Origin of the sequence: Paenibacillus puerhi, assembly GCF_009846885.1 — a bacterium.
GTDB lineage: Bacteria > Bacillota > Bacilli > Paenibacillales > NBRC-103111 > Paenibacillus_G > Paenibacillus_G puerhi.
Genome location: NZ_WUWM01000039.1, coordinates 1 through 25,182, shown reverse-complemented (window position 1 = coordinate 25,182; position 25,182 = coordinate 1). Strand labels below are relative to the sequence as shown.

21 protein-coding genes and 1 pseudogene are annotated in these 25,182 nt (G+C 46.5%); 14 read left to right on the top strand and 8 right to left on the bottom strand.

Annotated elements, in window-relative coordinates; translation table 11 throughout:
• Nucleotides 1–15: 15 nt before the first annotated feature.
• The 7 genes from GSF01_RS25780 to GSF01_RS25750 all read right to left on the bottom strand — a co-directional run bounded on the left by GSF01_RS25780 (nucleotide 16) and on the right by GSF01_RS25750 (nucleotide 6,639).
• Nucleotides 16–1,443 (bottom strand): HAMP domain-containing sensor histidine kinase, encoded by a 1,428-nt coding sequence (locus tag GSF01_RS25780; protein ID WP_159888143.1) that lies wholly within the window; start codon nucleotides 1,441–1,443, stop codon nucleotides 16–18.
• A complete protein-coding gene (locus GSF01_RS25775; RefSeq protein ID WP_159888142.1) occupies nucleotides 1,436–2,137 on the bottom strand; it encodes a response regulator transcription factor in 702 nt (233 codons plus the stop codon). The genes GSF01_RS25780 and GSF01_RS25775 overlap by 8 nt, the downstream gene beginning before the upstream one ends.
• Nucleotides 2,100–2,741: a DedA family protein gene (locus GSF01_RS25770; protein ID WP_159888141.1), complete on the bottom strand. Its 642-nt coding sequence runs from the start codon at nucleotides 2,739–2,741 to the stop codon at nucleotides 2,100–2,102. The genes GSF01_RS25775 and GSF01_RS25770 overlap by 38 nt, the downstream gene beginning before the upstream one ends.
• A 63-nt stretch (nucleotides 2,742–2,804) precedes the next feature.
• Complete coding sequence (locus tag GSF01_RS25765) at nucleotides 2,805–3,380, bottom strand: class I SAM-dependent methyltransferase (protein WP_159888140.1); 576 nt, start codon at nucleotides 3,378–3,380, stop codon at nucleotides 2,805–2,807.
• Nucleotides 3,381–3,687: 307 nt separating this feature from the next.
• On the bottom strand, nucleotides 3,688–4,578 hold the full coding sequence (locus GSF01_RS25760) for a CPBP family intramembrane glutamic endopeptidase (protein WP_159888139.1): 891 nt from the start codon (nucleotides 4,576–4,578) through the stop codon (nucleotides 3,688–3,690).
• A gap of 218 nt (nucleotides 4,579–4,796) precedes the next feature.
• Complete coding sequence (locus GSF01_RS25755) at nucleotides 4,797–5,483, bottom strand: response regulator transcription factor (RefSeq protein ID WP_159888138.1); 687 nt, start codon at nucleotides 5,481–5,483, stop codon at nucleotides 4,797–4,799.
• Nucleotides 5,470–6,639: a sensor histidine kinase gene (locus GSF01_RS25750; RefSeq protein WP_159888137.1), complete on the bottom strand. Its 1,170-nt coding sequence runs from the start codon at nucleotides 6,637–6,639 to the stop codon at nucleotides 5,470–5,472. Before GSF01_RS25750 ends, GSF01_RS25755 begins: the two co-directional genes overlap by 14 nt.
• A gap of 705 nt (nucleotides 6,640–7,344) precedes the next feature.
• Here GSF01_RS25750 and GSF01_RS25745 point away from each other — a divergent pair.
• From GSF01_RS25745 to GSF01_RS25725, 5 genes are all read left to right on the top strand, one after another.
• Nucleotides 7,345–8,964 carry an extracellular solute-binding protein gene (locus GSF01_RS25745; protein ID WP_159888136.1) on the top strand — a complete coding sequence of 540 codons (1,620 nt, stop codon included), beginning with the start codon at nucleotides 7,345–7,347 and terminating at the stop codon, nucleotides 8,962–8,964.
• A gap of 64 nt (nucleotides 8,965–9,028) precedes the next feature.
• Nucleotides 9,029–9,985 carry an ABC transporter permease gene (locus GSF01_RS25740; protein ID WP_407945799.1) on the top strand — a complete coding sequence of 319 codons (957 nt, stop codon included), beginning with the start codon at nucleotides 9,029–9,031 and terminating at the stop codon, nucleotides 9,983–9,985.
• 10 nt (nucleotides 9,986–9,995) lie between these two features.
• Nucleotides 9,996–10,877, top strand: a complete 882-nt coding sequence (locus tag GSF01_RS25735; RefSeq protein ID WP_159888135.1) for a carbohydrate ABC transporter permease — start codon at nucleotides 9,996–9,998, stop codon at nucleotides 10,875–10,877.
• Nucleotides 10,878–11,014: 137 nt separating this feature from the next.
• Nucleotides 11,015–13,408 (top strand): helix-turn-helix domain-containing protein, encoded by a 2,394-nt coding sequence (locus tag GSF01_RS25730; protein ID WP_159888134.1) that lies wholly within the window; start codon nucleotides 11,015–11,017, stop codon nucleotides 13,406–13,408.
• A 26-nt stretch (nucleotides 13,409–13,434) separates the two neighbouring features.
• Entirely contained in the window at nucleotides 13,435–15,015 is a 1,581-nt protein-coding gene (locus tag GSF01_RS25725) for an extracellular solute-binding protein (RefSeq protein WP_159888133.1), read from the top strand.
• Between the two features lie 615 nt (nucleotides 15,016–15,630).
• Here GSF01_RS25725 and GSF01_RS25720 read toward each other — a convergent pair.
• Nucleotides 15,631–16,458, bottom strand: a complete 828-nt coding sequence (locus GSF01_RS25720; RefSeq protein ID WP_159888132.1) for an SDR family NAD(P)-dependent oxidoreductase — start codon at nucleotides 16,456–16,458, stop codon at nucleotides 15,631–15,633.
• 115 nt (nucleotides 16,459–16,573) lie between these two features.
• On the opposite strand from GSF01_RS25720, the gene GSF01_RS25715 reads away from it, so the two are divergent.
• The 9 genes and pseudogenes from GSF01_RS25715 to GSF01_RS25675 form a co-directional block, all read left to right on the top strand.
• A complete protein-coding gene (locus GSF01_RS25715) occupies nucleotides 16,574–17,242 on the top strand; it encodes a TetR/AcrR family transcriptional regulator (RefSeq protein ID WP_159888131.1) in 669 nt (222 codons plus the stop codon).
• 492 nt (nucleotides 17,243–17,734) lie between these two features.
• Nucleotides 17,735–18,751 (top strand): FUSC family protein, encoded by a 1,017-nt coding sequence (locus GSF01_RS25710; protein WP_159888166.1) that lies wholly within the window; start codon nucleotides 17,735–17,737, stop codon nucleotides 18,749–18,751.
• Between the two features lie 67 nt (nucleotides 18,752–18,818).
• Nucleotides 18,819–19,853 (top strand): XdhC family protein, encoded by a 1,035-nt coding sequence (locus GSF01_RS25705; RefSeq protein ID WP_159888130.1) that lies wholly within the window; start codon nucleotides 18,819–18,821, stop codon nucleotides 19,851–19,853.
• The gene (locus GSF01_RS25700; protein ID WP_159888129.1) at nucleotides 19,850–20,473 is read left to right on the top strand and encodes an NTP transferase domain-containing protein; all 624 of its coding nucleotides are present in this window, start codon (nucleotides 19,850–19,852) and stop codon (nucleotides 20,471–20,473) included. Before GSF01_RS25705 ends, GSF01_RS25700 begins: the two co-directional genes overlap by 4 nt.
• Before the next feature lies 1 nt (nucleotide 20,474).
• On the top strand, nucleotides 20,475–22,805 hold the full coding sequence (locus tag GSF01_RS25695) for a xanthine dehydrogenase family protein molybdopterin-binding subunit (RefSeq protein ID WP_159888128.1): 2,331 nt from the start codon (nucleotides 20,475–20,477) through the stop codon (nucleotides 22,803–22,805).
• Nucleotides 22,792–23,634, top strand: coding sequence for an FAD binding domain-containing protein (locus GSF01_RS25690; RefSeq protein WP_159888127.1), 843 nt, complete (start codon nucleotides 22,792–22,794; stop codon nucleotides 23,632–23,634). The genes GSF01_RS25695 and GSF01_RS25690 overlap by 14 nt, the downstream gene beginning before the upstream one ends.
• On the top strand, nucleotides 23,627–24,091 hold the full coding sequence (locus tag GSF01_RS25685; RefSeq protein ID WP_159888126.1) for a (2Fe-2S)-binding protein: 465 nt from the start codon (nucleotides 23,627–23,629) through the stop codon (nucleotides 24,089–24,091). The genes GSF01_RS25690 and GSF01_RS25685 overlap by 8 nt, the downstream gene beginning before the upstream one ends.
• Nucleotides 24,092–24,188: 97 nt before the next feature.
• Nucleotides 24,189–24,683 carry an MIP/aquaporin family protein gene (locus tag GSF01_RS25680; protein WP_159888125.1) on the top strand — a complete coding sequence of 165 codons (495 nt, stop codon included), beginning with the start codon at nucleotides 24,189–24,191 and terminating at the stop codon, nucleotides 24,681–24,683.
• Nucleotides 24,659–25,123, top strand: a pseudogene (locus GSF01_RS25675) (IS66 family transposase); the annotation flags it as partial. The gene GSF01_RS25680 and the pseudogene GSF01_RS25675, both read left to right, overlap by 25 nt.
• Nucleotides 25,124–25,182: the final 59 nt, after the last annotated feature.

Here is a 25,182-nt window from a genome sequence, read left to right as displayed (position 1 = left end):
AGCGGAAGCGGGCGGCTAATACGAGAGCGGCAAGGGAATCCGTACAAAAAATTCATAGTACGGTCCGGTTCGCTGAAGCCAGATATCTCCTTCATGCAACTGCACGATGCTCTGGGCAATCGAAAGGCCAAGACCCGACCCGTGCGGCATCCGGTGATCGTTCCTCGATTCGTCGGCTTTATAGAATCGGTCGAACAGCCTTTTCTCCTGCTCAGGCGTAATGGCTAAGCCCGTGTTGGCGATAGACAGTACGGCCCACGAGCGCTCTGCATGCAGTACGATATCAATGCTGCCCGGTTTTACGCTGAATTTGAGCGCATTGGTTAACAAGTTATCAATGGTCCGGACGATTTTGTCTGCGTCGATAAATACCTCCACTTTCTGGTCGGGCAGCGTAATGTTCACTCTGACCTGATGCTGCTCAGCGAGCGGAAAGAATTCCATAATGATCTGATTCAGCATCCCGACCAGATCGACCCGGCTTTTGTCCAAAGCCACCTGATTGCTTGTCAGCCGTGTGTACTCGAATAAATCGTCAATTAATTTTTTAAGCTGGTTGGATTTGTTCAGCGCATTGTTAACGTAAGGCTTCAGCACGCCACTTGTCTCCGGATGTTCGATCAGGACGGTTAAATAGCCGATAATACTCGTCAGAGGAGTCCTCAAATCATGAGATATATTCGTTATAAGCTCGCTCTTGGTTTGTTCGGCCAGCCGCTCTTTGGCGATCATCTTCTCAAGCTGTCCCGCCATCTCGTTGATGCTTGCGGTGAGCGTCCCGAGTTCATCCTTGCTTTTGACCGGAAGTCGTATGGATAGCTTGCCCTCGGCAATTTGCTGGACTCCTCTGCTCATGGTCCGAATTTCTTTCATTTTGCTGTAGGTGAACAAATAAAACAGCAGTAGGAATAACAGTAGAAACACAAGAGAGCTGTACAGACGAGGATTCTCATATACATAACCTTGTTCTGCGAAGAGCGGCCCCGACACGACAAGAAACAGCTTCCGATCCTGATATTGGATAGGTGTAATCGCCGTAAACATATTGCCGGGCTCAGGCTGATTCTCCGTCTCCCTCTGCTCATAGATAATTTGGTATAAATCGATCTTATCCTCTGTAACCGATGGGGAATGATAGACGATAGTCCCTTGCATATCGGAAAGCAGAATGCGCAGCCGGCTTGCCTCGCTCTCGCGCTTCAGCAGCGGATCGATCCCCTCCGGACCGGAGAGCTTGGGCATCTGCCGCTCAATTTCGATCAACTGCTGTTTAACGTTCTGTTTGCTTGTTTCAAAGCTGGTGAAATAAACCTTACGCGATTCCCGAGTCACATAGTCGAAGAGCAGGCTCAAAACCGTCGTGAGCACGAGGGTCGCTCCGAAAGCCAGTACTAGCTTTACCCGCAGACTTTTGATCCAATCCGGTTTTTTGAGTTTAATCAATTTTATAACCTACTCCCCAGACGGTTTTAATATATTTGGGCTCCCGGGGATTGTCCTTGAGTTTTTCGCGAAGATTCCGGATATGCACCATTACCGTCTTGTCGGATTGCATCACGGGGTCCTTCCAGATCGTTTCGTAAATTTTGTCCACGCTGAATACCTGCCCCCGGTGAGTCGCGAGCAGCTCCAGAATATCGAACTCCAGCGGAGTAAGTGATATATCCTTGCCTTTGACCGTTACCTGGTGGCGGGGGATATTCAGGACCAAATCTCCAATACTAAGCTCTAGCGGCTGTTGCTTATCCTGCGTCTCGCTCATCCGGACTCGCCGCAGCTGCGATTTGACCCGGGCGACAAGCTCCAAAGGATTAAACGGCTTGGATAAATAATCGTCCGCTCCGCTCGTTAAGCCTAATATTTTGTCCATGTCTTCATTTTTGGCGGAGAGCATAATAATAGGGATATTCCGGGTTTGCCGAATTTGAATGCAGGCCTGGATCCCGTCGAGCGTGGGCATCATCACATCCAAAATGACCAGATCGAACTCCTTCTTCCGAAGCAGATCCAAGCCCGCGGCCCCATCTTCGGCTTCCATGACCTCGAATCCTTCATTTTTGAGAAAAATCTGGACAATGTCGCGGATTTCCGGCTCATCGTCAATGATTAGTACGGAGGCCTCTTTCTCGTTTTTCATTCGGAACACACCTTCTTCTTTTACGAATCGCTTGGATAATGGCGGCACTGATTATGAAAATAACGGCTGCAGCCAGGCCATAATAACCGTATTTATACACATTATTTCCTATCCGCTCGATATTGCCTCCCAAAAAATAACCTATAATAAAATAAATCGTTGTCCACATCAGTCCAGTCGAGTAGGAAATCATCGCATATTTATGGAACGGCATTTTATTGACTCCCACCAAGTAAGGCAGAACATGACGAACCACCGGCAAAAAGTAGCTGATCACTAGCGCGCACGACCCGTATTTCTCGAGCAACCGGTCGGATTTTTGAATGTAGGGCTCGATCTTTTTCTTCTCGCGCAAACGATCGACGACGAGCGGTCCCATCACCCTGCCTAAAATATAGCCTAAAGATAACCCGGATACTACTCCCAGGTAGGTCATAACATAAGCCGGAACCGTCTGCAGCAAATGTAGCGAACCGACCATTCCCCCGGTCATGACAACCACTTCATCCGGTATCGGCATCCCGACTATGCCCAGCCACAACGAGAAAAAGAGCGCGAAATAACCGAATTGATGAATGGCATCGAGTATGGAATCAATGCTCATGATGTCTCCTCCATTTTAATAATGGACAAAAGGAAATACAAGGAATTTTCAAGCCCATGGCATTTATTTGCATATATAGACGAAGGCCGGAGGGATGTTCCACAGAACAAGTGAGATGCTTACCTCGTCGAACGCAGCCTGCAGCATGGTTTTCATCTGCAGCGAATATTGGAATGTAATGAACAATCCGTCTTCACTTAACGTCTCGCGAACTTGCCGGATGATCTTCTCCCGATCCGCATGCGAAAAGTTGGCGAAAGGCAGCCCTGAGACGATACAATCCGCTTGGGCTACCCCGATGCTGCTCAAGCTGTCTTTAAGCTCCAGCGCATTGGGGAATATATGGAATCCACCGAACTCTCGCTTAAGTAATTCTCTCATCTCCTCTTCCTTCTCAAAGACGGCGACTTGGCAATCAGGACGAACCAGGACATAAATCGCTTGGGTGAATACCCCTGTTCCCGCTCCCAGCTCGACTAACGTGTGCACATGATTCCAGGGTACAGGCTCCAGCATTTTTTGCGTCAAGCTGTTCGAGCTCGGGACAATACTCCCGACGTCGTGGGGATTTTGGATAAATTTATTAAGGAAAAGCCATCTATCGGTGATCTTGGATTTTATAAACGTGTTAGCCAGCATCGCTCAATTCAGCTCCTTAATGTACTTTATCGATTACTTGCATTATCTTATCGAAAAGTTATTAGCATTTACGTCCGAAAACAGTAAAGATTTTCTTAAGATCTGTTGAAAAAAAAAGATATGTCCGTACTTCAAGGACATGTCTTCGGTATGCGGACGGACCGTGGAATCTGACCGCGCATAGATTAGGGCTTTGTTTAATGAACGTGCTGTGCAAAGGCACACTTAGGCGCATTTTTCACCGTTAGCCCCGTTAAGCTGAACCCTACCACAAGTAAGGCGAAATTTTTAGTATTATTCAGGTTCGTTATGATTTCGGATCTTGACGGAAGGATAGGAGATGTCCTTTGCGGCGGGCAAAGAACAGCATAGGGATGGCGATCAACAGACTGATGATTACGGGAATTATCGAAGCTTCAAGGCCAAACTCGCCTCCAGTGAGAAGGGCGGGGCCCGTAACTTCGACCGTGAAAAGACCGGAGGAGGGATGGCCTGAAACGGGAATGCCCAGGAGTCCCTCTATGGCATTCCAAAAAAAATGGAGGCTTATGATAAACCAAACATTTCGCCGCCAAAGGAAGGCTGCACCCAGCAATACACCGGCTTCGATGGTAATAGAGAAAGCTCCCCAAACTGTAGCTCCAGGGTTTCCTAGGTGAGCGATCCCGAAGAATAGGGAGGTGAGGGCCAGTGCAAGCAAGCTTCCGCCCCTTTTTTCAATGGCTTGAAAGGCAAGTCCCCGAAAGATCAATTCTTCTACGAAGGCAGCGACGAGCTGTGTGGTGATGATAGCCCAGACGACAGAGCTGGCGTTTTCGGGTGACCACTTGAATGAATATCCGCCAAATAAGACGATGAGGGCTGTTGAAACGAGGATAAAGATAAGGCCGACCACAGCGCCGAAAATAACTTCCGATACCGCACGCCGTTGGAACAGAAGCTCGGGAACCGGACGCCGCGCCATAAATTTCATCACAAGCCAGTAGATCACGATGGCAACGGCGCTTTCGACAAGGGTCAGTATGATGGAACCTGGTGCTTTTAAATCTTTGGATAACAAGCTGAATGTCACGTTGGCTAGGATGATCCCAAGCGCTCCCACCAACATCCAGACGAGGGGGAATTGGAAGAACGAAACCAACGGGGATGTATTCTTCCTTCCCAGCGCTTTATTGTCGGGTGTAGTCATCCTTCTCATGATCAGCGATCGCTCCTCTTCCCCTGAGGGGATATCGATTTATATTCCGATATTGCAGGTTACACAGCATACAATACTTTAAAAAAGTCATAGTCAGTAGTACCGTTTCGTCATATCCTGGTCATATGACGTTGGCAAAATAAAAGCCGACATCCGTTAAGGTGTCGGCTTTGAGCAGATCTATGGCGAGATCTTATTCCTTCTTTAGTGTGTGTTCTTTAAGGATCTATAATCCCTGTTTCCCTTGCCTTATAGGCAGCTTCTCTTCTTCCTTTTACATTTAATTTCGAATAAACATTCGAGATGTAATTTTTAACCGTAACTTCACTAAGATATAATGCCTTAGCGATATCCTGATTGCGCAGACCTAACGCCAGCTTGTGAAGAACTTGAACTTCGCGGGTGCTAAGTCCGAATTCATTGTTTTTCTCAAGCCATTCGGGTTCCAGGGACCTTGGTTCCATAGTCGATGAAATGTCGCTTTTCAGCATGCTTTTAATCATTTTGTCTGCCATTTCCGGCGAAATAAGTGTGCCTCCTGTGTGAACCACCCGTATGCCGGCGATGAGGTGTTTGGGATGGATGGCTTTGAGCAGGAAGCCTTCAGCTCCATGGCTTAGCGCTGCCAGAACATACTCGACTTCTTTGTACGAAGTTAGAATAATAATTTTCGCTGCAGGAAATCGAGGCTTGATCTTCTCTGTAGCAGCAACGCCATCCATAATAGGCATATTTATATCCATGAGGATGATATCCGGATGGGTTTTTTCACAATAGCTGATCGCCTCTTCACCATTCTTAGCCAATCCGACAACCTCGAGATCGTCCTCCATCTCTAGGACTATATTTAGACTTTCAAGGATCAATTCCTGATCGTCAACGATGAGTACCTTAATTTTCGGCATCCAACGTACCTCCTTTCAGTGGCACTTCGCATCTGACTTCAACGCCAGTGACCGCCATGGCAGAGATTGAAAAAGTACCTCCCAGCCTCTCAATCCGGTTCTTCATTGTTGTCAGGCCGAACCCATGCTCTATCTTGCCCAAGGGCCTTCCATTATTTTGGATGGTAACCCGCAAAGTCGATGGATGAAAGTGGATGCCCAACTCGATTTCCGTCGCTTTTCCATGCTTTAGTGCATTCGTAAAAGACTCTTGTATCACCCGAAGTATCGATTGCTGCACATCGAAACGAAGGACCCGATCTGTTCCGTTCAGCGTGAGACGAATAACCGTTCCGGTATATTCCCGAAAGTTGTTCACGAGTCTCTCGACGTGGTCCACTAGGCTTACATTCTCTTCCTCCCCCATCTTGTGCACAATGTCCCTCATTTCATCCAAGTTTTGTTCCGTCAGTCCTCTTATACGAATCAATTTATCTTTTGCCAGATTTGGGTCTTTGTCTAGAAGTGCAATAGCGGCATCGAGACTCATAATAAGGGAAATAAAAGAGTGTCCTAACGTGTCATGCATCTCCTTGGACATACGACTTCGTTCCTCCAGCAGCGTCATCCTTTCGATCTCGGCAGCATATTGGGTTAATAATTTATTTTGTTCATCAATTTCTTTGGCTAATTTATTTTTCTCATGATAGGCTTTGGCAATGAAGTTGACCCAAATCCCGATAAAGGAGAAAAGAAAGTTATCTGAGCTTGAACCGAGCGCCAGCTCCCATGTCACTTTTCCAAATAACATGCTGGTAAAGGGCATTAATAATAGGACCGGGATAGTCCAGGCTGTCTTTCTGGTCAATAAGTAACCGATGGTAAGACTCGGAATAAGATAATCGACACTGCCCAAATGATCCGCCTGCATGAACGATTTCATATAATAAGATCCGCCTAGCAATAGTTCAAGAGAGATGAACCATTCCTTGTTCATCCTTCGCTGCGGAAACCAGAATAGAACTGGAATAATAAGCACCGCCAAGAGCCAGACGATGTTCACGAATAATCGAGCCGAATATTCATTCTCCATTAAAATATGAAATAATATCAAAATATAATTATAGGACCTGAGTCCAAATATCCCCCAGTCCATGATATAAAAAACTTTTTTCATAGGTATCCTTCCTTACTAAGCCTATAAATGATTTTCCTTAATTATACACGAAATACGGAACCTGGACTTGGGTTTGACACATCGGAAGCGAGCAAAGGGAGCCATAGGACGAGAGGAGATAAATTTCATGTCTAAGCTAGTTTATTTACGCGAAGGCCTTACAACAACTGTCATTTGTCCATGCCGGCGTGTAATTCAGAGGATCCACCACTTACCTGCTCCAATAGCTTCTATGAATGTTCAACGATTGACGAATTGATCGCTGGTGCGCCGGAAATGCCTTTACGTACGAGAATCTAGCGCTAATACAACAGGTCTCCTGCGGTGATGAGTATTTGGCAATCAAAGACTACATTGTTTTGAAATTGATGCAAAAATGGGCCCCGACTCTGGAGAGTTGGGGCTCATTTGCTTATGGTTAACGACAGCAAGATCCTGTTGAACGATAGGAAAAATAAAGCTACAGGTGCCCCGGAAACCCACCATCTCCCTCACTGCGCTGAACATAACGTCGGCATTCCCCCCCTCATGCAAGGTTCATTTCACTAAATCACCATTGCTTTTGCAAATTCATCAATTCGCCGCGACGAATTCAACATCCAATTCTTGATTTTGCCCATATCCCATTCCCCGAGGTTTCTTGTACCGTGAATTCAGGGAGCAGCATTCCCAAATTCGCTTGCAGATCAAGGGGAGGTACTACAAATGAAAAAAATGATCGTCATTCCCGTAGCTCTATCGATGCTAGGAAGCATGGTCGCTTGCTCGTCAAGTCCGGACGCGAAGCAGCCTAATGAAGGAACGCCAGCGGCCAGCACGAGCAAGCCTACTACGTATCCTATCTCAACCAACAAAACGCTCACGTACTGGGGCGAGCTGAACGGCAACCTGACGGGGGTGAAATCAGCTCACACCGACGTTCCATTCTTCCAGGAGTGGCAGAAGAAAACCGGTGTGCCGCTGAAATTCATCGCGCCTCCGACGGGTCAAGCGAAGGAAGCGCTCAACGTGATGCTCGCTTCCGGGGACCTGCCGGACATGATCGAATTCAACTTTTTGAACGATTTTCCCGGCGGACCGGAGAAAGCGATCAAGGACGGGTATATCCTGAAGCTGAACGACCTGATTGATAAACATGCGCCGAATCTGAAGAAGTACCTGAAGGAGCATCCGGACGTCGACAAGATGGTGAAGACGGACAACGGCAGCTATTACGCCTTCCCGTTCATACGGGGCGATGAATACTTGCAGGTGTTCCAAGGACCGATCATCCGCAAGGATTGGCTGGATGAGTTAGGTCTGCCGGTGCCGGAGACCATTGATGATTGGACGGTGACATTGAAAGCGTTCAAGGATAAGAAGGGTGCCGCTGCACCTTTATCTTTTATCAGTAAGCCACGCTTCTTCAACGAGTCCTATAACGGAGCCTTCCTGGGAGCATTCGGCGTGAACCGCGGCTTCTATCTCGAGAACAATGAGATCAAGTTCGGTCCGGCGGAGAAGGGCTTTAAGGACTATCTAATCCTGTTCCGCCAGTGGTATCAGGACGGCCTTCTGGACAAGAACATCGCTACAGTCGACACGAAAGCGCTCGACGGCGGATTCGCCTCCGGCGCTACAGGGGCAAGTATCGGTAATGCGGGCGGGGGCATCGGGAAGTGGCAGCCGCTGGTTGCAGCGAAAGACCCGAAAGCCGTATTGGTTGCCGCTCCCTACCCGGTGAAGAACAAAGGTGAGACGCCGAAGTTCGGACAGAAATCGAGTGCTTTCGATGCGGGCGGCATGGTAGCTGTCACTACAAGTGCCAAGGATGCAGAACTTGCGGTGAAGCTACTCGATTACGGTTATAGCGAGGCTGGCCACATGTTCTTCAACTTCGGCATCGAAGGCGTTAGCTATCAGCTCGAGAACGGGTACCCGAAGTATACGGATTTGCTGATGAAAAATCCGGATAAGCTAGCTCCAGCTCAGATGATTTCCCAATATGCCCGCGGCAGCTACAATGGTCCGTTCGTTCAGGATAAACGCTACGTCGAGCAATTCTTCGCTCTGCAGACGCAGCGGGATGCCGTGAATGTCTGGAGGAAAACAGATGCATCGAAATACAATCTCCCTCAGCTCACGCCGACGCCGGAGGAAAGCTCCGAAATGGCCAAAATCATGAACGACATTAACACGCTGATCGATGAAATGACGCTGAAGATCCTCCTGGGCAGCGAGCCGGTCGAGCAGTTCGATTCTTATGTCGCCAAAATGAAATCGCTCCGTCTTGATCGCGCGATCGAAATTCAGAAGGCCGCTTTGGACCGCTATAACAAGCGCTAGTTTTACATGAAGGGGAGGGCGCTCGCGCCCTCTCGCAAATCTCGGGAATGAGGTGGGGAGAAGTATGGCTAAGTCAGCAGAGCTGCCAATGCAGGAATCCGTCCGCGCGAAAACGAGTCTGCACCGGTACGTGCGTGATTTTAAGCTGAATAAATATTTGTACCTGATGATGCTGCCTGTTATCGCGTATTACATTATCTTTCACTATGCGCCTATGTACGGCGCGCTGATTGCCTTTAAAGACTATACGCCGATGAAGGGGATTATAGGCAGCGAATGGGTGGGGCTGCAGCACTTCCGGGATTTCTTCGCGAGTTATTATTTTTGGCGTATTCTGAAAAATACGATTATTATCAGCCTGTATTCGCTGCTCTTTGAATTTCCCGCGCCGATCCTGCTGGCGCTTATGATCAATGAGGTGCGTAACCAGCTATTTAAGCGGTTCGCGCAGACCGTTACGTACATGCCGTATTTCATTTCGATGGTTGTCATTTGCGGCATCATTACGGATTTTACGAATGCCGACGGCATGGTGAACAGGCTCTTTACAGCCTTCGGCTACGACGGGCAGGCGATGCTGCAGAAGCCGGAGCTGTTCCGCTCGATCTATATCCTGTCGGAAATCTGGCAGCGGATCGGCTGGGAGTCCATTATCTACATTGCCGCCCTCATGGGCATTGATCAGGAGCAATACGAAGCCGCGAGAATGGATGGCGCAAGCCGGTGGAAGCAGCTTCTGCACATTACGCTTCCAGGGATTATGCCGACCATCACCATCATGTTCATCCTGCGAATGGGCAATCTGCTGAATGTAGGCTTCGAGAAGATCATACTGCTCTACAATCCGATTACCTATGAGACGGCGGATGTAATCTCCTCGTTCGTCTACCGTAAGGGTCTGCTGGAGTTCGGCTGGAGCTACAGTTCGGCTGTGGGATTATTTAATTCAGTCATCAATCTGATGCTGCTGATTACGGCGAACTACGTTAGCCGCAAAGTCAACGAAAGCAGCTTATGGTGAGGTGGGAGCAATGAAACAAGAGCTGACGTTAGGAGACCGCTTGTTCGATTACTTTATTTATGCCGTCCTGCTAGCACTCGTGCTCGCAACCGTATATCCGCTGCTGTATGTTGTGCTCGCTTCCATGAGCGACGCCGGACAGCTGGTCGCGCACAAGGGCATTTTGTGGAAGCCGCTTGGTTTCAGCATGGAAGCCTATACTAGCGTGATGGGTAACCCGGGCATTCTGACCGGTTATCGCAACACGTTATTCATTCTTGTTGCAGGAGTTTCCGTGAACCTGCTGATGACAGCGCTTGGCGCTTATGTGCTTTCTCGCAAGCATGTACTCTGGAATAAAACCTTCATGCTGATCATTGTCATTACGATGTTCTTCCATGGCGGCCTGATTCCGACGTACCTTGTGGTGAAAAATATCGGGCTGCTCGATTCGCTGTGGGCGTTGATCATTCCGTTCGCCGTCAGCTCCTTTAACCTGATCATCATGCGCACCGCCTTCATGGGCATTCCGGACAGTCTGGAGGAGTCCGCCAAGATCGACGGCGCCAATCATTTCGTCATCCTGTTCCGCATCATCATTCCGCTTTCCATGCCTGTCATTGCTGTCATGGTTCTCTACTATGCCGTGGACAAATGGAACGCGTGGTTTTATGCCTCCGTATTCATCAAGTCACGGGATTTGTTCCCACTGCAGCTGATCCTGCGCGAAATCTTGATCGCGAATTCCACCGACAGTATGTCGGCGGGTGCCGATGCGGGAGATCGATTCCAAATCGCAGAAACGATCAAATACGCCACGATTGTTGTAGCTACTCTGCCGGTCCTCGGCATCTATCCATTTGTGCAGAAATATTTTGTCAAAGGCGTCATGGTCGGCTCTCTCAAGGGCTAGTCAACAGCATATTGCATTTTTTGTCCATCGCATTTGATATATTCACCATTCCTCTCGAGGTCCTTAGGTTGGTATAATGGAAAAGTGGAGTGAGGTCTAAATTACACCTGCTCCTTACTTTCCGGGGAGGACATCGCATGAAAGCAAGGCAACTGCCCATCAGGAATTTATGGCAAAAGCGGAAGAGCATCGTCTTCGCTTGGCTTATTTCATACAGTGCGGTATTAATAGTTCCGGTCATCATGAGCATCATCGTCTACATGCAGTCCAGCCATGCTTTGAAGAGCGAGATCCACCGGGCTAACGATTCGCTTCTGAAGCAGGTGCGGTACACCATCGATACGCAGATTGATCTGATGAAGCGTCTGAATATGGAAATCACCTGGAATGCAAAGCTGCAATCCCTGATGTATTCGTCGAAGACGGCCAACGACGCGCAATTGCTTGCTTATCAAATCGTGAAGGATTTCCGGATGAACCAGACCTCCTACGCTTCGATTGATGAGTTCTACGTAACATGGGATGAAGGGGATGCGGTGCTTCGTCCAGGGAATGTGAGAGATCGGAAGACAGCATTCTATACGCTTCATGATACGGGAGATCTGCGGTACGAGCAGTGGATCGATGCCTTGCAGCGCTCGCCCCACAATGAATTTACGCTGCTTCCCCATGTGAATGCTGGTAAGCGAACCTCCTCCATTGCTTATATCACAAGGCTGCCGCAGGGGCTGAACGGCAAAGCTACAGGAAGCGTTGTCGTGATGACGGATCTGGAACGCGTACATAAGGCGCTTGAAGCGTTCTACTTGTTTCAAGGTAGCCAGTTTCTGCTCCTGAACGGGGCAGGCGAGGTATTGATGTCCAATCTGCCTGCGAATGAGATGCAGCTGTTACTTCCCGAGATCCAAGGAGGCGATGAAGTCGTCTACAAGACTTCCAGTGAAGGAAACGCCGAGCTGTTCTACATTCAATCCGCGGTGTCCGACCTGAAATATGTACTTGTTATCCCAAGCAGCCTCTATTGGGAGAAGGCCGAATATGTACGAGCTTTTGCTTTTATCAGCGTCTTAATCAGCTTGATCGGCGCTGGCATGCTGACCCGGTTTTTCCTTCGGCGTCATTACACGCCGATCCAGCAGCTGATGCGCACGTTATTCGATCAGGGTACGCCGCAGGATGAGAGAATGATGGGCAACGAATTGCACTTCATTCAGCATGCCGTATCGAATACCCGCCATGAGAAGGACAAGATGGCGCAGCAACTGAAGCATCACCATCACGTCCTGCGTACGAACATGCTCGGTCGGCTTCTAAAGGGAAGGCTGGATACGTTGATTTCTTATGAGGATGCCTTCGCTACGTTCGGTATCGAGCTTGCCTCGAATAAGTTTGCCGTCATTCTGATGGCGATCGAGAATCAAGGCACCATGTATGCCAGCGTGCCTGGGATGGACTTGAATGAACGGCGCAGGCTGGTGCAATTCATAATTGCCAACGTGGTGGAAGAGCTCGCCAGCCAGCGTGGACACACAGGTTACGCGGTCGAGCTCGACGATATGACAGCTTGTCTCATTAATCTCGAAGATGGGGACATGATCGAACGAAAGGAAGATCTGCGATGGATCGGCGCTGAAGCACAGCAATTTCTGACAAGATTCCGTATGGAGCTTACCATAGCAATAGGCGGTGTTCACGAGACGCTAAGCGGTGTGCCCCAAGCGTATCAGGAAGCAATGGATGCGATGGAATACAAGCTGGTTGTAGGCAAGCAAGAGTTGATTATATATGAAGATATACGAAGAGATAAAGAAAATGAAAATGAAGCCCGAGCAGGCTATTATTATCCGCTGCATGTGGAGCAGCAGCTTATGAATGTGATCAAGGCGGGCAATGTAGCGCAGGCCGCTTCGATCATGACTGAAGTGATGGAAAGGAATACTGCGAGGCCTTATGTTTCCTTGACCTGGGTCCGCTGTTTGATGTTCAATTTGACGGCAACGATGATAAAGGCGATTCATGAGCTGGGCGACAGCCACAATAGCATACTGGGTGACCACACTCGATGGGTGGACAAAATCATTGCCTGCGATACGCTCGCCGAAATGCAGGCCGAACTGCAAGCGCTGCTCCGCGAGGTGTGTGCCTTCGCGGCAGCGAAATTGGAGGACAGCCAATCCAAAGAACGTAATGCTGCCTTACACCGACTGCTGGACCGAATCAGGCAGCACGTCGAGGAGAATTACAGCGATCCCGAGCTGAATGTCAACAATATCGGAGAGCATTTTGAGCTGAGGGGGAGCTATCTTTCCAAGCTGTTCAAGGAGCAGACAGGGGAGGGATTGCTGGAGTACGTCGCCAAGCACCGGATCGAACAAGCGAAGCGGTTGATGCGCGATAAAGCGACCTCTGTCGCTGAGATCGCTGCGATGGTCGGTTACCATGAAGCGGCTACCTTTATTCGGGTGTTCAAGAAATACGAGGGCATTACGCCGGGCCGATATAAGGAGACGCAAGGCGCTGCATCTTCGTAGCAGCGCTAACCGAGGAGGGGTACAGTATGAAGAGCACACACAGATCCATCATCCGTCTACTACCTATTCTGCTGCTGTGCAATCTGGCTTCGGGATGCAAGGAGCCACAGCGGTTGCCGGAACCAGCCGAGAAGCCCGCTATGACCTATTGGTCCGAGCTGAATGCCAATGCTGGCAGCGTCGTGCCCAGCTTCCAGGAGGTTCCCTTCTTCCAGGAGTGGCAGAAGAGAACTGGCGTCCACCTCCGCTTCATTCAACCCCCGGCGAATCAGGCCCAGGAAGCGCTCCATGTGCTGCTGGCTTCCGGGGAGCTGCCCGACATGATTGAATACGAATGGAACCGGTTCCCTGGGGGGCCGGAAAAGGCCATACAGGACGGTTACATATTACGGCTAAATGACTTGATCGATAAGCACGCGCCGAACCTGAAGAAATATTTGCAGGAGCACCCGGAGGTGGACCGGCAGCTCAAGACGGCCGACGGCAGCTACTACGTATTTCCGTTCATTCGCGGAGACGATCTGCTGCGCACTTATCAGGGGCCGCTCGTTCGCAAGGATTGGCTGGATGAGCTGGGCATACCGATCCCCGTGACGATGGATGACTGGTATACCGTCTTAAAGGCCTTCAAGGAAAAGAAGGGCGTTCAGGCGCCGCTCACCTTCCTGGGCGTGCCCAATCCCTTGTTTGGCATCGAAAGCGGAGCCTTCACGGGAGCATTCGGCGTAAAGAAGGGCTTTTATATGGATGAGGGTGTGGTAAAGTACGGTCCGCTCGAGGCAGGCTACAAACAATTTCTGCTGACCTTCCGCAAGTGGTATGCCGAAGGTCTGATTGACCGCAATTTTGCCACTGTGGACACGACGACGCTGGATGCCAACATCCTGACGGGACGGAGCGGGGCGACACTGTGGAATGTAGGTGCAGGCATTGGGAAATGGCAGCCGCTGCTTCAAGCGGGCAATAGCAAGGCCTGGCTTGAACCTACACCGTACCCCGTGCTCAAGCAAGGGGTACGCCCGAGGTTCGGCCAGCGGAGCCACGCTTATGAAGGTACGGGCGGCGTGGCCATCTCCCGTAAAAGCCGTCACGCTGAGGAAGCGGCCAATCTGCTGGACTACGGGTACAGCCCCGAGGGACACATGCTATTTAATTTCGGTGTAGAAGGTGTAAGCTATCAACTTGTTGACGGCCATCCGAAATACACAGACCTCATTCTGCGCAATCCCGACAAGCTGGCGCCATCGCAAGCACTGGCGATGTTTACCCGCGCCAGCTATTTCGGACCGTTCGTACAGGATGTTCGCTATATGGAGCAGTATTACACCTTGCCGCAGCAGCAGAAGGCCTTGCGACTCTGGTCAGATACTGACGCGGATGTAACGATAGTTCCGCAAGTGTCAATGTCGAAGATGGACAGCGCTGAATTTGCTTCTATCATGAATGAGGTTGCGACGCTAGTAGACGAGGCTTCCCTCAAGATGATCCTGGGCATCGATTCGCCAGACGCCTTTGACGAGCATGTGCACCAGATGAAGGATCTGAAGATTGGGCGAGCCATTCAACTATTGCAGCTGGCGGTGGATCGCAACCAGGTATCGAGATAAGCATTGGGGGCATCGGAGAATGAATCCGTGTTATTAGTTGACAGAAGTTAAGCAGATGGTCACTCTTTAAAAAGCTAATCTACAACCATAGTGAAGCTCATCAGATCACTGAAGTCTCTTTTTGCTGTTCGTTTCTTGATCCAGCCTTGGAAAGGTAGCCAATATGGCAAACAGAACAAATAAATATGGTGTACCGAATGGTATGTAGCTTTCGGCGGTACGAAGTTTTGGTTCCATACCAAGATGAAATACAAAGTGCTATTGCTACAATGAACCTGCTCGCACGAGCAGGTTTTCTTATGCAATGACAAAAAGTTCATCCGATTATATGTCGGTGACGAAAATAAAAAGCCACCGTCATTGGCGGTTCCGAAAGCACCGTCAATTAAAGTGACTGATGACAGTAAGCAACAATCCTCTTAAACTGCGCCGTGTTTTACACTATGATGCATTGATCGCGAGCCGTATCACAAGTAGGGCGAAATTTATGGGTATAAAAAGGAACCTCTTCGAAAAAGTCGGAGAGGTTCCTTGCTAAAATAGAAAGCCGGTTGGTTATCTGACATATATTCTGCTAAGTGATGCTGACGTCCGCTCCAGTCCAGTTGCAGCGGCTTATTGCATAGGGTTGCCTTGCGCTGCATTCGAGACAGTCTCCCAGGCTTCCCAGGTAGCTAGACGGTCAGCATAGATGCCGCGTGCCATAGGCAAGACTTCCGAGCCGAGCGCAAATCGTAGTGGGGGTTCCGCTGCGTCCACGATCTTGAGAACGGCTTCTGCAGTCGCTTGAGGGTTGCCGCGTTTTTCGTTTGATAGACGCGTGAACACCTGCTTCCGTACATCGGCATAGACGTCCATTTCCGGTACTCGCTTACCTGAAGCGCCAAACTCGGTCGCATAAGCACCGGGTTCGAGCAGCGTCACCTTAATCCCAAAGTCCTTGACCTCTTGCGCCAGGCTTTCGTGGAGTCCTTCGACCGCCCATTTGGAGGAGCAATAGAAGCCGATGAGCGGCCTTGCCTCGATCCCCAGGGCGCTTGAAACGCTGAGCAAATGCCCGCTGCCCTGCTTCCTCAGCAATGGCAAGGCGGCTTGGATGACTCGAAGATAACCAAAGTAGTTCGCGTCAAACAGAGCGCGAACATCGGCTTCGCTTGCCTCCTCGACCATTCCGACCAAGGTGTAACCGGCATTATTGAGGACAACGTCCAGCTTGCCGAAATGGGAATGAGCCTGCTGAACGACCTGGCGAACCTGCTCAGCATCCGTTACGTCGAGCGCCATGGGAAGAACGAGGTCTCCGAAACGTTCCTTCAAATCGGAAATGTCCTCCAATTTGCGGGCGGTAGCCGCAACCTCATCTCCACGCGCGAGCACGGCCTCTGCCCATATGCGTCCTAAACCGCGAGAGGCTCCCGTAATGAACCAGACTTTTTTGTCCATGGTATACTCCTCCTTTAAATTCCCTGTTATGTATGGGATACTTAAATTAAAGCATCCAAATACGGAACTGTAAAGTTCCGGAACTATAAAGTTCCGAAAAAGGGGGTTAAATTTTATGAATAAGATTACAAATGAAGAGTCAGTCGGATCCACATTAGCTGACAAAGTAGCGGAAAAACCAGCGAAAACATTAGGCCGTAAACGAGATCACACGCGGGATGCCAAAATCCTGGAAGCGACAATCGACATCCTCGCCGAAGCCGGTTTTGATGGAATGAAAATGGACATGGTCGCAGCTAGAGCGAAGGCCGGAAAGGCGACAATGTATCGCCGCTGGTCCTCCAAGGCAGAGTTAGTCCGAGATGCCTTGACCTGGATGAATCGAAATCATCTTGAGCTTGACCTCTTGCCCGATACGGGAACCTTGCGCAATGATCTGCTCGCGCTATTGAAGCCGCAATCGATCGAAGAAGGTGAACGCAAACTTCGAGTACTCGCAGGCCTGGGCTCCTTTTTTTCGCAGAATCGGGAATCGGTTAACGGAGGGATTTTCGAACCGTGGGCTGTAGTGAATCGTGAGCTCATGCACCGGGCCGTCCGCCGCGGTGAAATCTCCACCCACGCGGACATTGAGATGGCTTGCCAGGTTATTACTTCAATGGCATCTTATCGCGGACTCGTACAGCGCAAAACATTCGACAAGCATTTCTACACTTCGCTAATCGACGTTATCCTACTCCCTGCCCTCAAAAATCCGTTAACGTCTCCAAATGAAATGGAGTAAGGAAGGCGACCTTTTGCTTGTGGAAAGAAAATCCTCGCACGGATTGGTCATGATGGAAGGGTCATCCTAAAAGGATGACCCTAAAACTTGCCGTTACAGACAGCGCAGTGAACCGTATCATAAATAAATGCTTAAAATTAAATTCGAATAAATAGATAAAAGCGTCTAGAATAAGACTTTTTTAAGTTTTCAGTCTTGAAAATTAAAAAAGAATTGAATTATAGTCCTCATCTTGCCAAACCTACCAAAAGTATTTTGTTGTGTTATTTTCCTAAAAAGTTACCCCACTTCAGAATAATAATTCATTATTATTATCTCCATTTAATCTGCCCGTCTGCTACTGATAGTTTAGAAAACACTGGCAAGAGGCTGTTATTCAAGGAATTCTTCTTTGAATAACAGCTTCTTTTAGCTTTTTTAAAATGACAGTATAAAAGCCTTTGAAAAACAGAAACCTAATGGAAAAGGTTCGCTAAAAAGAGGAGTAATATGATGAAGAAAAAGGAAAAAGCGGATAACAAAACATCCTTGGTTTGGAAAATGGCTATTGGATCTGCTGTTTCTTGGGAAGTGGCAAAACTAGTGGGCTCTAACCACCCATATTTAGCACCTCTATCTCTTATATTATGTTTGCAACCTACCATAGATCAGTCGATTCGATTTTCTTTTCATCGTATTGTGGGAACTGCAATTGGGGTCATTTTAACAGCCTATATTGTTAGTCATTTATATATGAATGGTTGGATATTGGGTCTATTAATGTTAGGTGGGACCTACATTGCAAAGTGGTTAAGATTAGATAAAACGGTTTTACATCAGGTAGCTCTCACAATTTTATTAATATTTACGTTTGAAAGAAACTCTAAAGATTATGCACTGGATCGAATAATCGATACGATTATTGGAGTAATCATCGCTATCCTAATTCATATGTTACTTTTTCCGCCAGACTTTACAAAAAAGGCGGCGGAATCTTTTAAAAAATTAGCTCATCAGCTTTCTGAAACACTTTTAGAACTTTCCAAATGGGTTCAATTAGAGTGGGGACAAGGAAAAGGGAACATAGTGGAGTATAAAGTGAACAATCTCCTACAGGAGTTAAATATGACAAAAGAAATATTACAAACGGCCTCCAAGAGCTTAAAATTCAATCCAATAAGTAAGAAGCATAAAATCATTCTTTCAAGATATCAAATGGAGATGCAAAAGATGAATGCTGGATATGAGTATATATCAAATATAGTGAAAACGTTAAAAGAATGGGAAAAAGAAGGGACTTTATCTTCCAGTGACAAAATGGAGTTGGGCAATGATTTAAAAGTTTTAAGTGAATTTTTTGAGGACTTAAAAGGAATACAACAGGGTAACACAAACAATTGGAAATATAAGGAACAGAAAATGTTATTGGAATCTCTCCAATCAAAAATGCCGTTGTACCCAACGCCTAGTCATAAGGTCTATAAAGACTCTTTTTATTTAGAAACAACTAAATTGCTAAAAAATTTATAAATATTTTTTAGAAAAGGAGAATATGGATATACAGATGTAGATAGTTAGGTAAAAGTGGAGGAATAAAATGGATGATATGCACCGAATTTTGGATATAGTCACCAATTCTAAAAATGTAAAGGTACTTGCTACCATAATTAAAGTAGAGGGGTCCGCTTATAAGAAAGAAGGGGCGTCCATGTTAATTTTAGGGGACAAAACAACAGTTGGAATGTTGTCTGCGGGTTGTCTGGAAGAAGATCTTGTTGAAAGGGCAGAGCAAGTTTGGGCTACAGGAGAGCCGTTGATTGTTCACTTTGATATGAGTCAGGAGGACGATTTATCATGGGGACAGGGAGTTGGCTGTAATGGGGTTTTGACGGTTTTACTCGAGCCTGTAAACGGGGAATTAGAAAAAAATCTTAGGACAGTAAAGAAATATTTAGATTTAAAAAAGTCTGTTACTCGAATTAAACGATTCACTAAAAGGTTAGAGTCAAGGGAAGATATGTACATAGTTGAAGATGGCGCAGTGTTTGGAACTGGGGATTTTATGGATCAAGGCTTTATTAAAAAACTGAGAAATAAGAATCCCCTTTATGAAACGGATAACGGTATCAAGAGGGATGAACATACACCTGATTTATTTTTTATCCATCAGATGGTACCAAAACCTTGTTTATATGTCTTTGGAGCGGGTGAAGATGCTAAGCCATTAGTTTCATTGGCAGCTAGTATAGGCTTTCAAGTGACGGTGATTGACTGGCGTCCTGCTTTATGTCATAACGGAAATTTTCCTAAAGCCAACCATTTGGTTGTAGGAGTGTTGGAAGAAGTAATGGAGGATCTAAGCATTACGCAAAGGGATTTTATAGTCATTATGACACACAGCTTTCAAAAAGATCAGATTATTTTACAAAAATTAAAAAATGTAGATGTATTTTATAAAGGTCTATTAGGTCCTAGAAGGCGAACGGAACGACTATTAGGTGGGGCTAAGATTCCAGATGATATTCATTCCCCCATTGGACTTCCCATTGGGGCACAAGGCCCTGAGGAAATTGCTATAAGTATTGTTGGCGAGATGATTAAAAAAATGCGAAAACAAAGGTCTACGTCATGAAAACAGTAGCCATCTACCTGGCAGCTGGTTCAAGCAGACGTATGGGGATGGATAAACGAAGTTTATGCCTTAATGGAGTCTCCTTAGGAAGTATTGCTCTTAAAAATGCCTTGTTATCTAAATTAGATCATATTCTCGTTATAACTAGAAAAGGAGATTCACTACATTGGCTTTCAGCTTTTTTCTTTTTAGATCCTATGTCAAATAAGTGGAGTCAGGTAGAATGTGAGCAAGCGAGTAAGGGTCAAGGCCACTCCATACAATGTGGTTTAAAAAGAGCGATAGAGTATGAAGCTGATGCCGTTATCATTCTCCTTGCAGATCAGCCATTTGTCACCACAAATATAATCAATACGTTAATTGATTCCTATCAAAGAGAGCTTCACTATTCATTTATAGCTGCTAAAAATCGACATCTACCTATGCCCCCTATCTTATTCTCAAATCAATGTTTTCCAGTATTACTTCAGTTAAAGGGAGATCAAGGCGCTCGGTATGTAATACGTGAAAGTATTATAAATAAGGGAAAAATGATCGACTTTCAAGACCCTTTGCTATTTTATGACGTAGATACAGTTGAAGATTATACTTTACTGCTCAATAATTCGGGGAGTGAATGAGTTGAGGTATATCGGGAAAAGTGTTATTCGAAAAGATGCCTTTGAAAAAGTTACAGGTAAGGCGAAATATACAAATGATTTTCAAGAAGCAGGTATATTACACGCAAAAATGTTGATTAGTCCATATGCTCATGCCAATATTACCTCTATTGACTTTTCAGAAGCTTGGAAGATTCCTGGAGTGAAAGCGATATTGGGTGACGAACCTTTTCCACTTGTAGGTGAAGAAATTAAAGACAGGTCGCCGATTGCTTATAAAAGAGTTAGATACCATGGTGAGCCAGTTGCTGTTGTTGTTGCGGAAAATCCAATCATAGCTAAAAAGGCAGTGGGTGCCATCAAAGTGACCTATGAACCACTCCCCGTCGTAAATTCCCCCCGTGAAGCTTTTCAAAAGAATGCTCCCCTTGTCCATGAAAACTTAGACCGCTATGAGAAGAAGGAAGGTGTATACCCAGTTCCGAAAACGAATATCGCAAGCCTAAATAAAATTAGAAAAGGAAATATTGAAGAAGGGTTTAGGGAAAGTGATGTGGTAGCAGAGTTCCAAATTTCCTTTAATCCTTCTGATCACGCTGCTATGGAAACAAGATGCTCAATTGCTGAAATTCGAGCGGATGGGGAGATTGTCATTACAACATCCTCTCAAGCTCCTTTTACCATTAAAAAATTAATGGAGTGGTATTTTGGCATTGAACCTGGAAAAGTTATCGTCAAAACACCTTTAGTAGGAGGGGCATTCGGGGGAAAAGCAGCAGTTCAGTTGGAGGTTATTGCCTATTTGGCATCAAAAGCAGTTGGAGGCCAGCCCGTAAAATTATTTAATTCGAGAGAAGAGGATATGATCACATCGCCTGTTCATATCGGGTTGGATGCCATTGTAAAATTAGGAGCAACAAAGGATGGAATCTTAAAGGCGGCAGAAATTCAGTTTTTATTTGATGGTGGAGCATACTCTGATAAAGGAGTTGACATCAGTCGAGCTGGAGCGGTTGATTGTACGGGTCCTTACGCAATCGACCATATATGGTGTGATTCATATTGTATGTATACGAATCATCCTTATGCCAGTGCATTTAGAGGCTATAGTCATGCTGAAGTTTTGTTTGCCTTTGAGCGAACGATGGATGTTTTGGCAGAAAAGCTAAACATGGATCCATTAGAACTTCGCTATAAAAATGCTATTCGTCCTGGGGATACTACACCTACTCAAGTGCTTCTCAATTCAAGCACGGTTGGAAATGTACCAAAATGCATTGAAAGATTGAAGGAATTAATGAATTGGTCTGAGGGACAGAGAATTGAAATCGATGATCGGAAGATACGGGCAAAGGGAATTAGCTGTATTTGGAAAACTTCAACATTTGATACAAACGCAACATCTGGAGTTATTTTAACCTTTAATCCTGATGGAAGCATTAATTTGATGTCAGGGGTAGTGGAAATTGGAACAGGGACAAAAACAGTGTTAGCTCAAATCTTAGCGGAACGAATGAAAATGGATATAAGTAAAATTCATGTAAAAATGCTTGTAGATACACAAACAACACCTGAGCATTGGAAAACTGTTGGAAGTAGAGGAACTTTAATGGGAGGAAGAGCTGTACTAGATGCAGCAGATGAAGCGATTCGAAAGCTTAAGGAAGTGGCATCATGTGTTTTAAGAGTTCCTGTCGAGGAATTAGAAGTAGCTGATGGAAAGGTTTACTTTTTAGATAATCCTTATGTAAATGTTGAAATAAAAGACATTGCTTATGGATATACGTTTCCAAATGGAAATACTATTGGCGGCCAAATTATTGCGAGTGGCAACTACACATTAACCCGGATGACTTATTTAGACCGAGAAACAGGAAGAGGAAAGCCAGGACCCGAGTGGGCTGTAGGTGCTCAGGGAATTGAAATAGAGTTAGATAAACGGGATTATACGTATCGAATTACAAAAGCCTATTCTGTTTTGGATATAGGAACTGTATTGAATGAAAAAGCTGCGAGGGGTCAAGTGATGGGAGCGATGAGTATGGGGATTGCATTTGGAGGAAGAGAAACTTTTGTATTTGATCCATATGGAAGAATATTAAATCCTCAACTTAGAACATACAGACCCCTTCACTATGGAGAGCAGCCTGAATATATCATTGAATTTATCGAAACTCCACATATTATCGCGCCTTATGGGGCACGTGGCGGTGGGGAACATGGACTGTTGGGGATGCCAGCAGCATTAGGAAATTGTCTTTCTGTTGCTTCAGGTGTCCAATTGAATCATCTTCCACTTATTCCTGAACTATTATGGAGGACGCAAGAGGGGTGGAAAGATGATACCGTTTGATTTTGAATATTTTAAACCGAAGACAATTCAAGAAACAACCAATTTATTTCGCTTTCTTGTGGCCAAAAAGAAAACACCCTTGTATTATTCTGGCGGCACAGAAATTATAACGTTAGGAAGGTTGAATCTCTTATATACGGATGCAGTTATAGATATTAACGCACTTCCAGAATTTCATACCATCCGTTTTTATAAAAATTATCTAGTGATCGGAGCAGGTGTGACATTAACGAAAGTAGAAGAAGAAAATCCATTTCCGTTATTAAGTAAAACAGTAAGAGAAATTGCGGATCGGACGGCTCGAAATAAAATTAGCCTGGGTGGAAATATTTGTGGGAACATATATTACCGTGAGGCAGTCTTGCCGTTATTAATTTCCGATAGTTTGGTAGGGATTGCCGGGAGAGAAGGGCTTCTTTACCATCCGATAAATAAAGTATTTAACAGGGAAATACAGTTACAAAAAGGGGATTTTTTATTTAATATTCTTATAGATCGAACGTATGTAGAATTGCCATTTGTAAGTATGAAAAGAAGACAACAGTGGAATGTTGGATACCCATTGGTGACCGTTTGTGCACTAAAAAAAGATGAAGAGGTTAGAATGGCCTTTAGTGGCGTATGTCCATTTCCTTTTCGTTCTGTTGAAATGGAGGATGTGTTTAACGATAAAAGGTACTCAATAGAAGATAGAGTACGCAGGTCTTTACAGTATTTACCTAAACCAATTCTTGATGATGTAGAAGGCTCAAGTGAATATCGAATATTTGTCTTACAACATACAATCTTAGATACCTTACATGAATTAGAAGGAGGTCCAAATGTCTAATCCTATTACATTAAAAATAAATGGTAAGGAAAGACAGATTACTGTCAGACCAGCCGATACTTTGTTAAATACCCTTCGTCTTCGTCTTGGTTTAACTGGTTCGAAGCCAGGTTGCTTAAATGGTGATTGTGGCGCCTGTACGGTATTAATGGATGGGGAACCGATGAAATCTTGTTTAATGCTTGCAGTAGAAGGAGAAGGAAAGGAAATTACTACAATTGAAGGACTTATAAATACGCCAATTCAAAAGGCTTTTATTGAAAAATTTGCGTTTCAATGTGGTTATTGTACACCAGGTTTTCTAATGAATTGTCATGCTTTAGTTAATACTGAGCCGAATGCTAGTGATGAAACGATAAAAGATTGGCTGGAGTCCAACATTTGCAGATGTACGGGTTATAGGGAAATTGAAGAAGCAGTTAAATCTGTTTTAAATACAGTGGAGAGGACTCATTAGCCCATTTATCTTTCGCTTGTATCACTATTAAGGAGAACAACGCTTGCGCTTAGAAATCGATGATTTAAGCATTGAAGAGGAACAGGAATAGCGAGCGTTGTCAAGGTGGATAGAAAAGCTAGATGCTCCATCAAGCCAAAACAAAGGAGAACGTCCAATACGGTGTTTTCCAAAGCAACTAAAGGAAGATTTCGTCGGCTACGTCGTCGCCCAGGTCGCCGGTGCTGTCGCCGGCTCGGCGCTGCTATACGCGATCATCGACTCGACGGGCAAGGCGGTGACAAGCCTCGGTCAGAACGGTTTCGGCGCAGGCTACGGCATCGGCATTACGGCGTTGATGGCCTTTGTGGTGGAGATTGTTTTGACGTTCGTTTTCGTTTACGCCATTCTCGGCGTGACCTCGGAGTCCGGCAACGGTAGAGTCGCCGGGCTGGTCATCGGCTTGACGCTCGCGTTTGTACATATTCTCGGCATCGGCTTGACGGGGACTTCGGTCAATCCGGCGAGAAGTTTCGGACCGGCGGTCCTGCTCGGGGGAGAAGCATGGTCAGAGCTGTGGGTTTTCGTCAGAAAGAGGACAAGCCTCAGATGAAAAAGGCAACGACGCCAGCGCCGGTCATCCAGCATTCGATGGCCTCCGCTTCCTCTGTGGCATGGGTCATGTACCAGAAGTTTGTAAACAGCATGCCCCTGTACCGTCAGGAGAAGGAATGGAAGGGCATCGGCCTTGATCTGAGTCGGGCCACGATGGCGAACTGGATGATCGCGGCCACGAGAGACTGGCTGAAATCACTGGTGAATCGACTGCATGAGCGACTTGTACAAGAGCGATATCTGCATGCGGATGAGACGCCCTTACAGGTGATGAATGAGAAGGGTCGGAAGAACACGACCCCCTCCTACATGTGGATCTACAGCAGCGGACAGCATAGTGTGCATCCCATACGGATCTTTGAGTACCAACGTAAGCGTCAAACAGCCCACACCTTGGCAAGAGGATGTGGGCTTGTCTATGATGAGATTATGATTTAAATACGCGTACGGTCAGCGGCAGCGACGGTGACCAAGGCAGCAAGCGGTCCAGGGCTTCA

Bases quoted from the DNA above. Each gene is read 5' to 3' on its own strand.
- GSF01_RS25775 (WP_159888142.1), bottom strand. From the start codon at position 2,137: ATGAAAAACGAGAAAGAGGCCTCCGTACTAATCATTGACGATGAGCCG.
- GSF01_RS25770 (WP_159888141.1), bottom strand. From the start codon at position 2,741: ATGAGCATTGATTCCATACTCGATGCCATTCATCAATTCGGTTATTTC.
- GSF01_RS25765 (WP_159888140.1), bottom strand. From the start codon at position 3,380: ATGCTGGCTAACACGTTTATAAAATCCAAGATCACCGATAGATGGCTT.
- GSF01_RS25760 (WP_159888139.1), bottom strand. From the start codon at position 4,578: ATGAGAAGGATGACTACACCCGACAATAAAGCGCTGGGAAGGAAGAAT.
- GSF01_RS25755 (WP_159888138.1), bottom strand. From the start codon at position 5,483: ATGCCGAAAATTAAGGTACTCATCGTTGACGATCAGGAATTGATCCTT.
- GSF01_RS25750 (WP_159888137.1), bottom strand. From the start codon at position 6,639: ATGAAAAAAGTTTTTTATATCATGGACTGGGGGATATTTGGACTCAGG.
- GSF01_RS25745 (WP_159888136.1), top strand. From the start codon at position 7,345: ATGAAAAAAATGATCGTCATTCCCGTAGCTCTATCGATGCTAGGAAGC.
- GSF01_RS25740 (WP_407945799.1), top strand. From the start codon at position 9,029: ATGGCTAAGTCAGCAGAGCTGCCAATGCAGGAATCCGTCCGCGCGAAA.
- GSF01_RS25735 (WP_159888135.1), top strand. From the start codon at position 9,996: ATGAAACAAGAGCTGACGTTAGGAGACCGCTTGTTCGATTACTTTATT.
- GSF01_RS25730 (WP_159888134.1), top strand. From the start codon at position 11,015: ATGAAAGCAAGGCAACTGCCCATCAGGAATTTATGGCAAAAGCGGAAG.
- GSF01_RS25725 (WP_159888133.1), top strand. From the start codon at position 13,435: ATGAAGAGCACACACAGATCCATCATCCGTCTACTACCTATTCTGCTG.
- GSF01_RS25720 (WP_159888132.1), bottom strand. From the start codon at position 16,458: ATGGACAAAAAAGTCTGGTTCATTACGGGAGCCTCTCGCGGTTTAGGA.
- GSF01_RS25715 (WP_159888131.1), top strand. From the start codon at position 16,574: ATGAATAAGATTACAAATGAAGAGTCAGTCGGATCCACATTAGCTGAC.
- GSF01_RS25710 (WP_159888166.1), top strand. From the start codon at position 17,735: ATGAAGAAAAAGGAAAAAGCGGATAACAAAACATCCTTGGTTTGGAAA.
- GSF01_RS25705 (WP_159888130.1), top strand. From the start codon at position 18,819: ATGGATGATATGCACCGAATTTTGGATATAGTCACCAATTCTAAAAAT.
- GSF01_RS25700 (WP_159888129.1), top strand. From the start codon at position 19,850: ATGAAAACAGTAGCCATCTACCTGGCAGCTGGTTCAAGCAGACGTATG.
- GSF01_RS25690 (WP_159888127.1), top strand. From the start codon at position 22,792: ATGATACCGTTTGATTTTGAATATTTTAAACCGAAGACAATTCAAGAA.
- GSF01_RS25685 (WP_159888126.1), top strand. From the start codon at position 23,627: ATGTCTAATCCTATTACATTAAAAATAAATGGTAAGGAAAGACAGATT.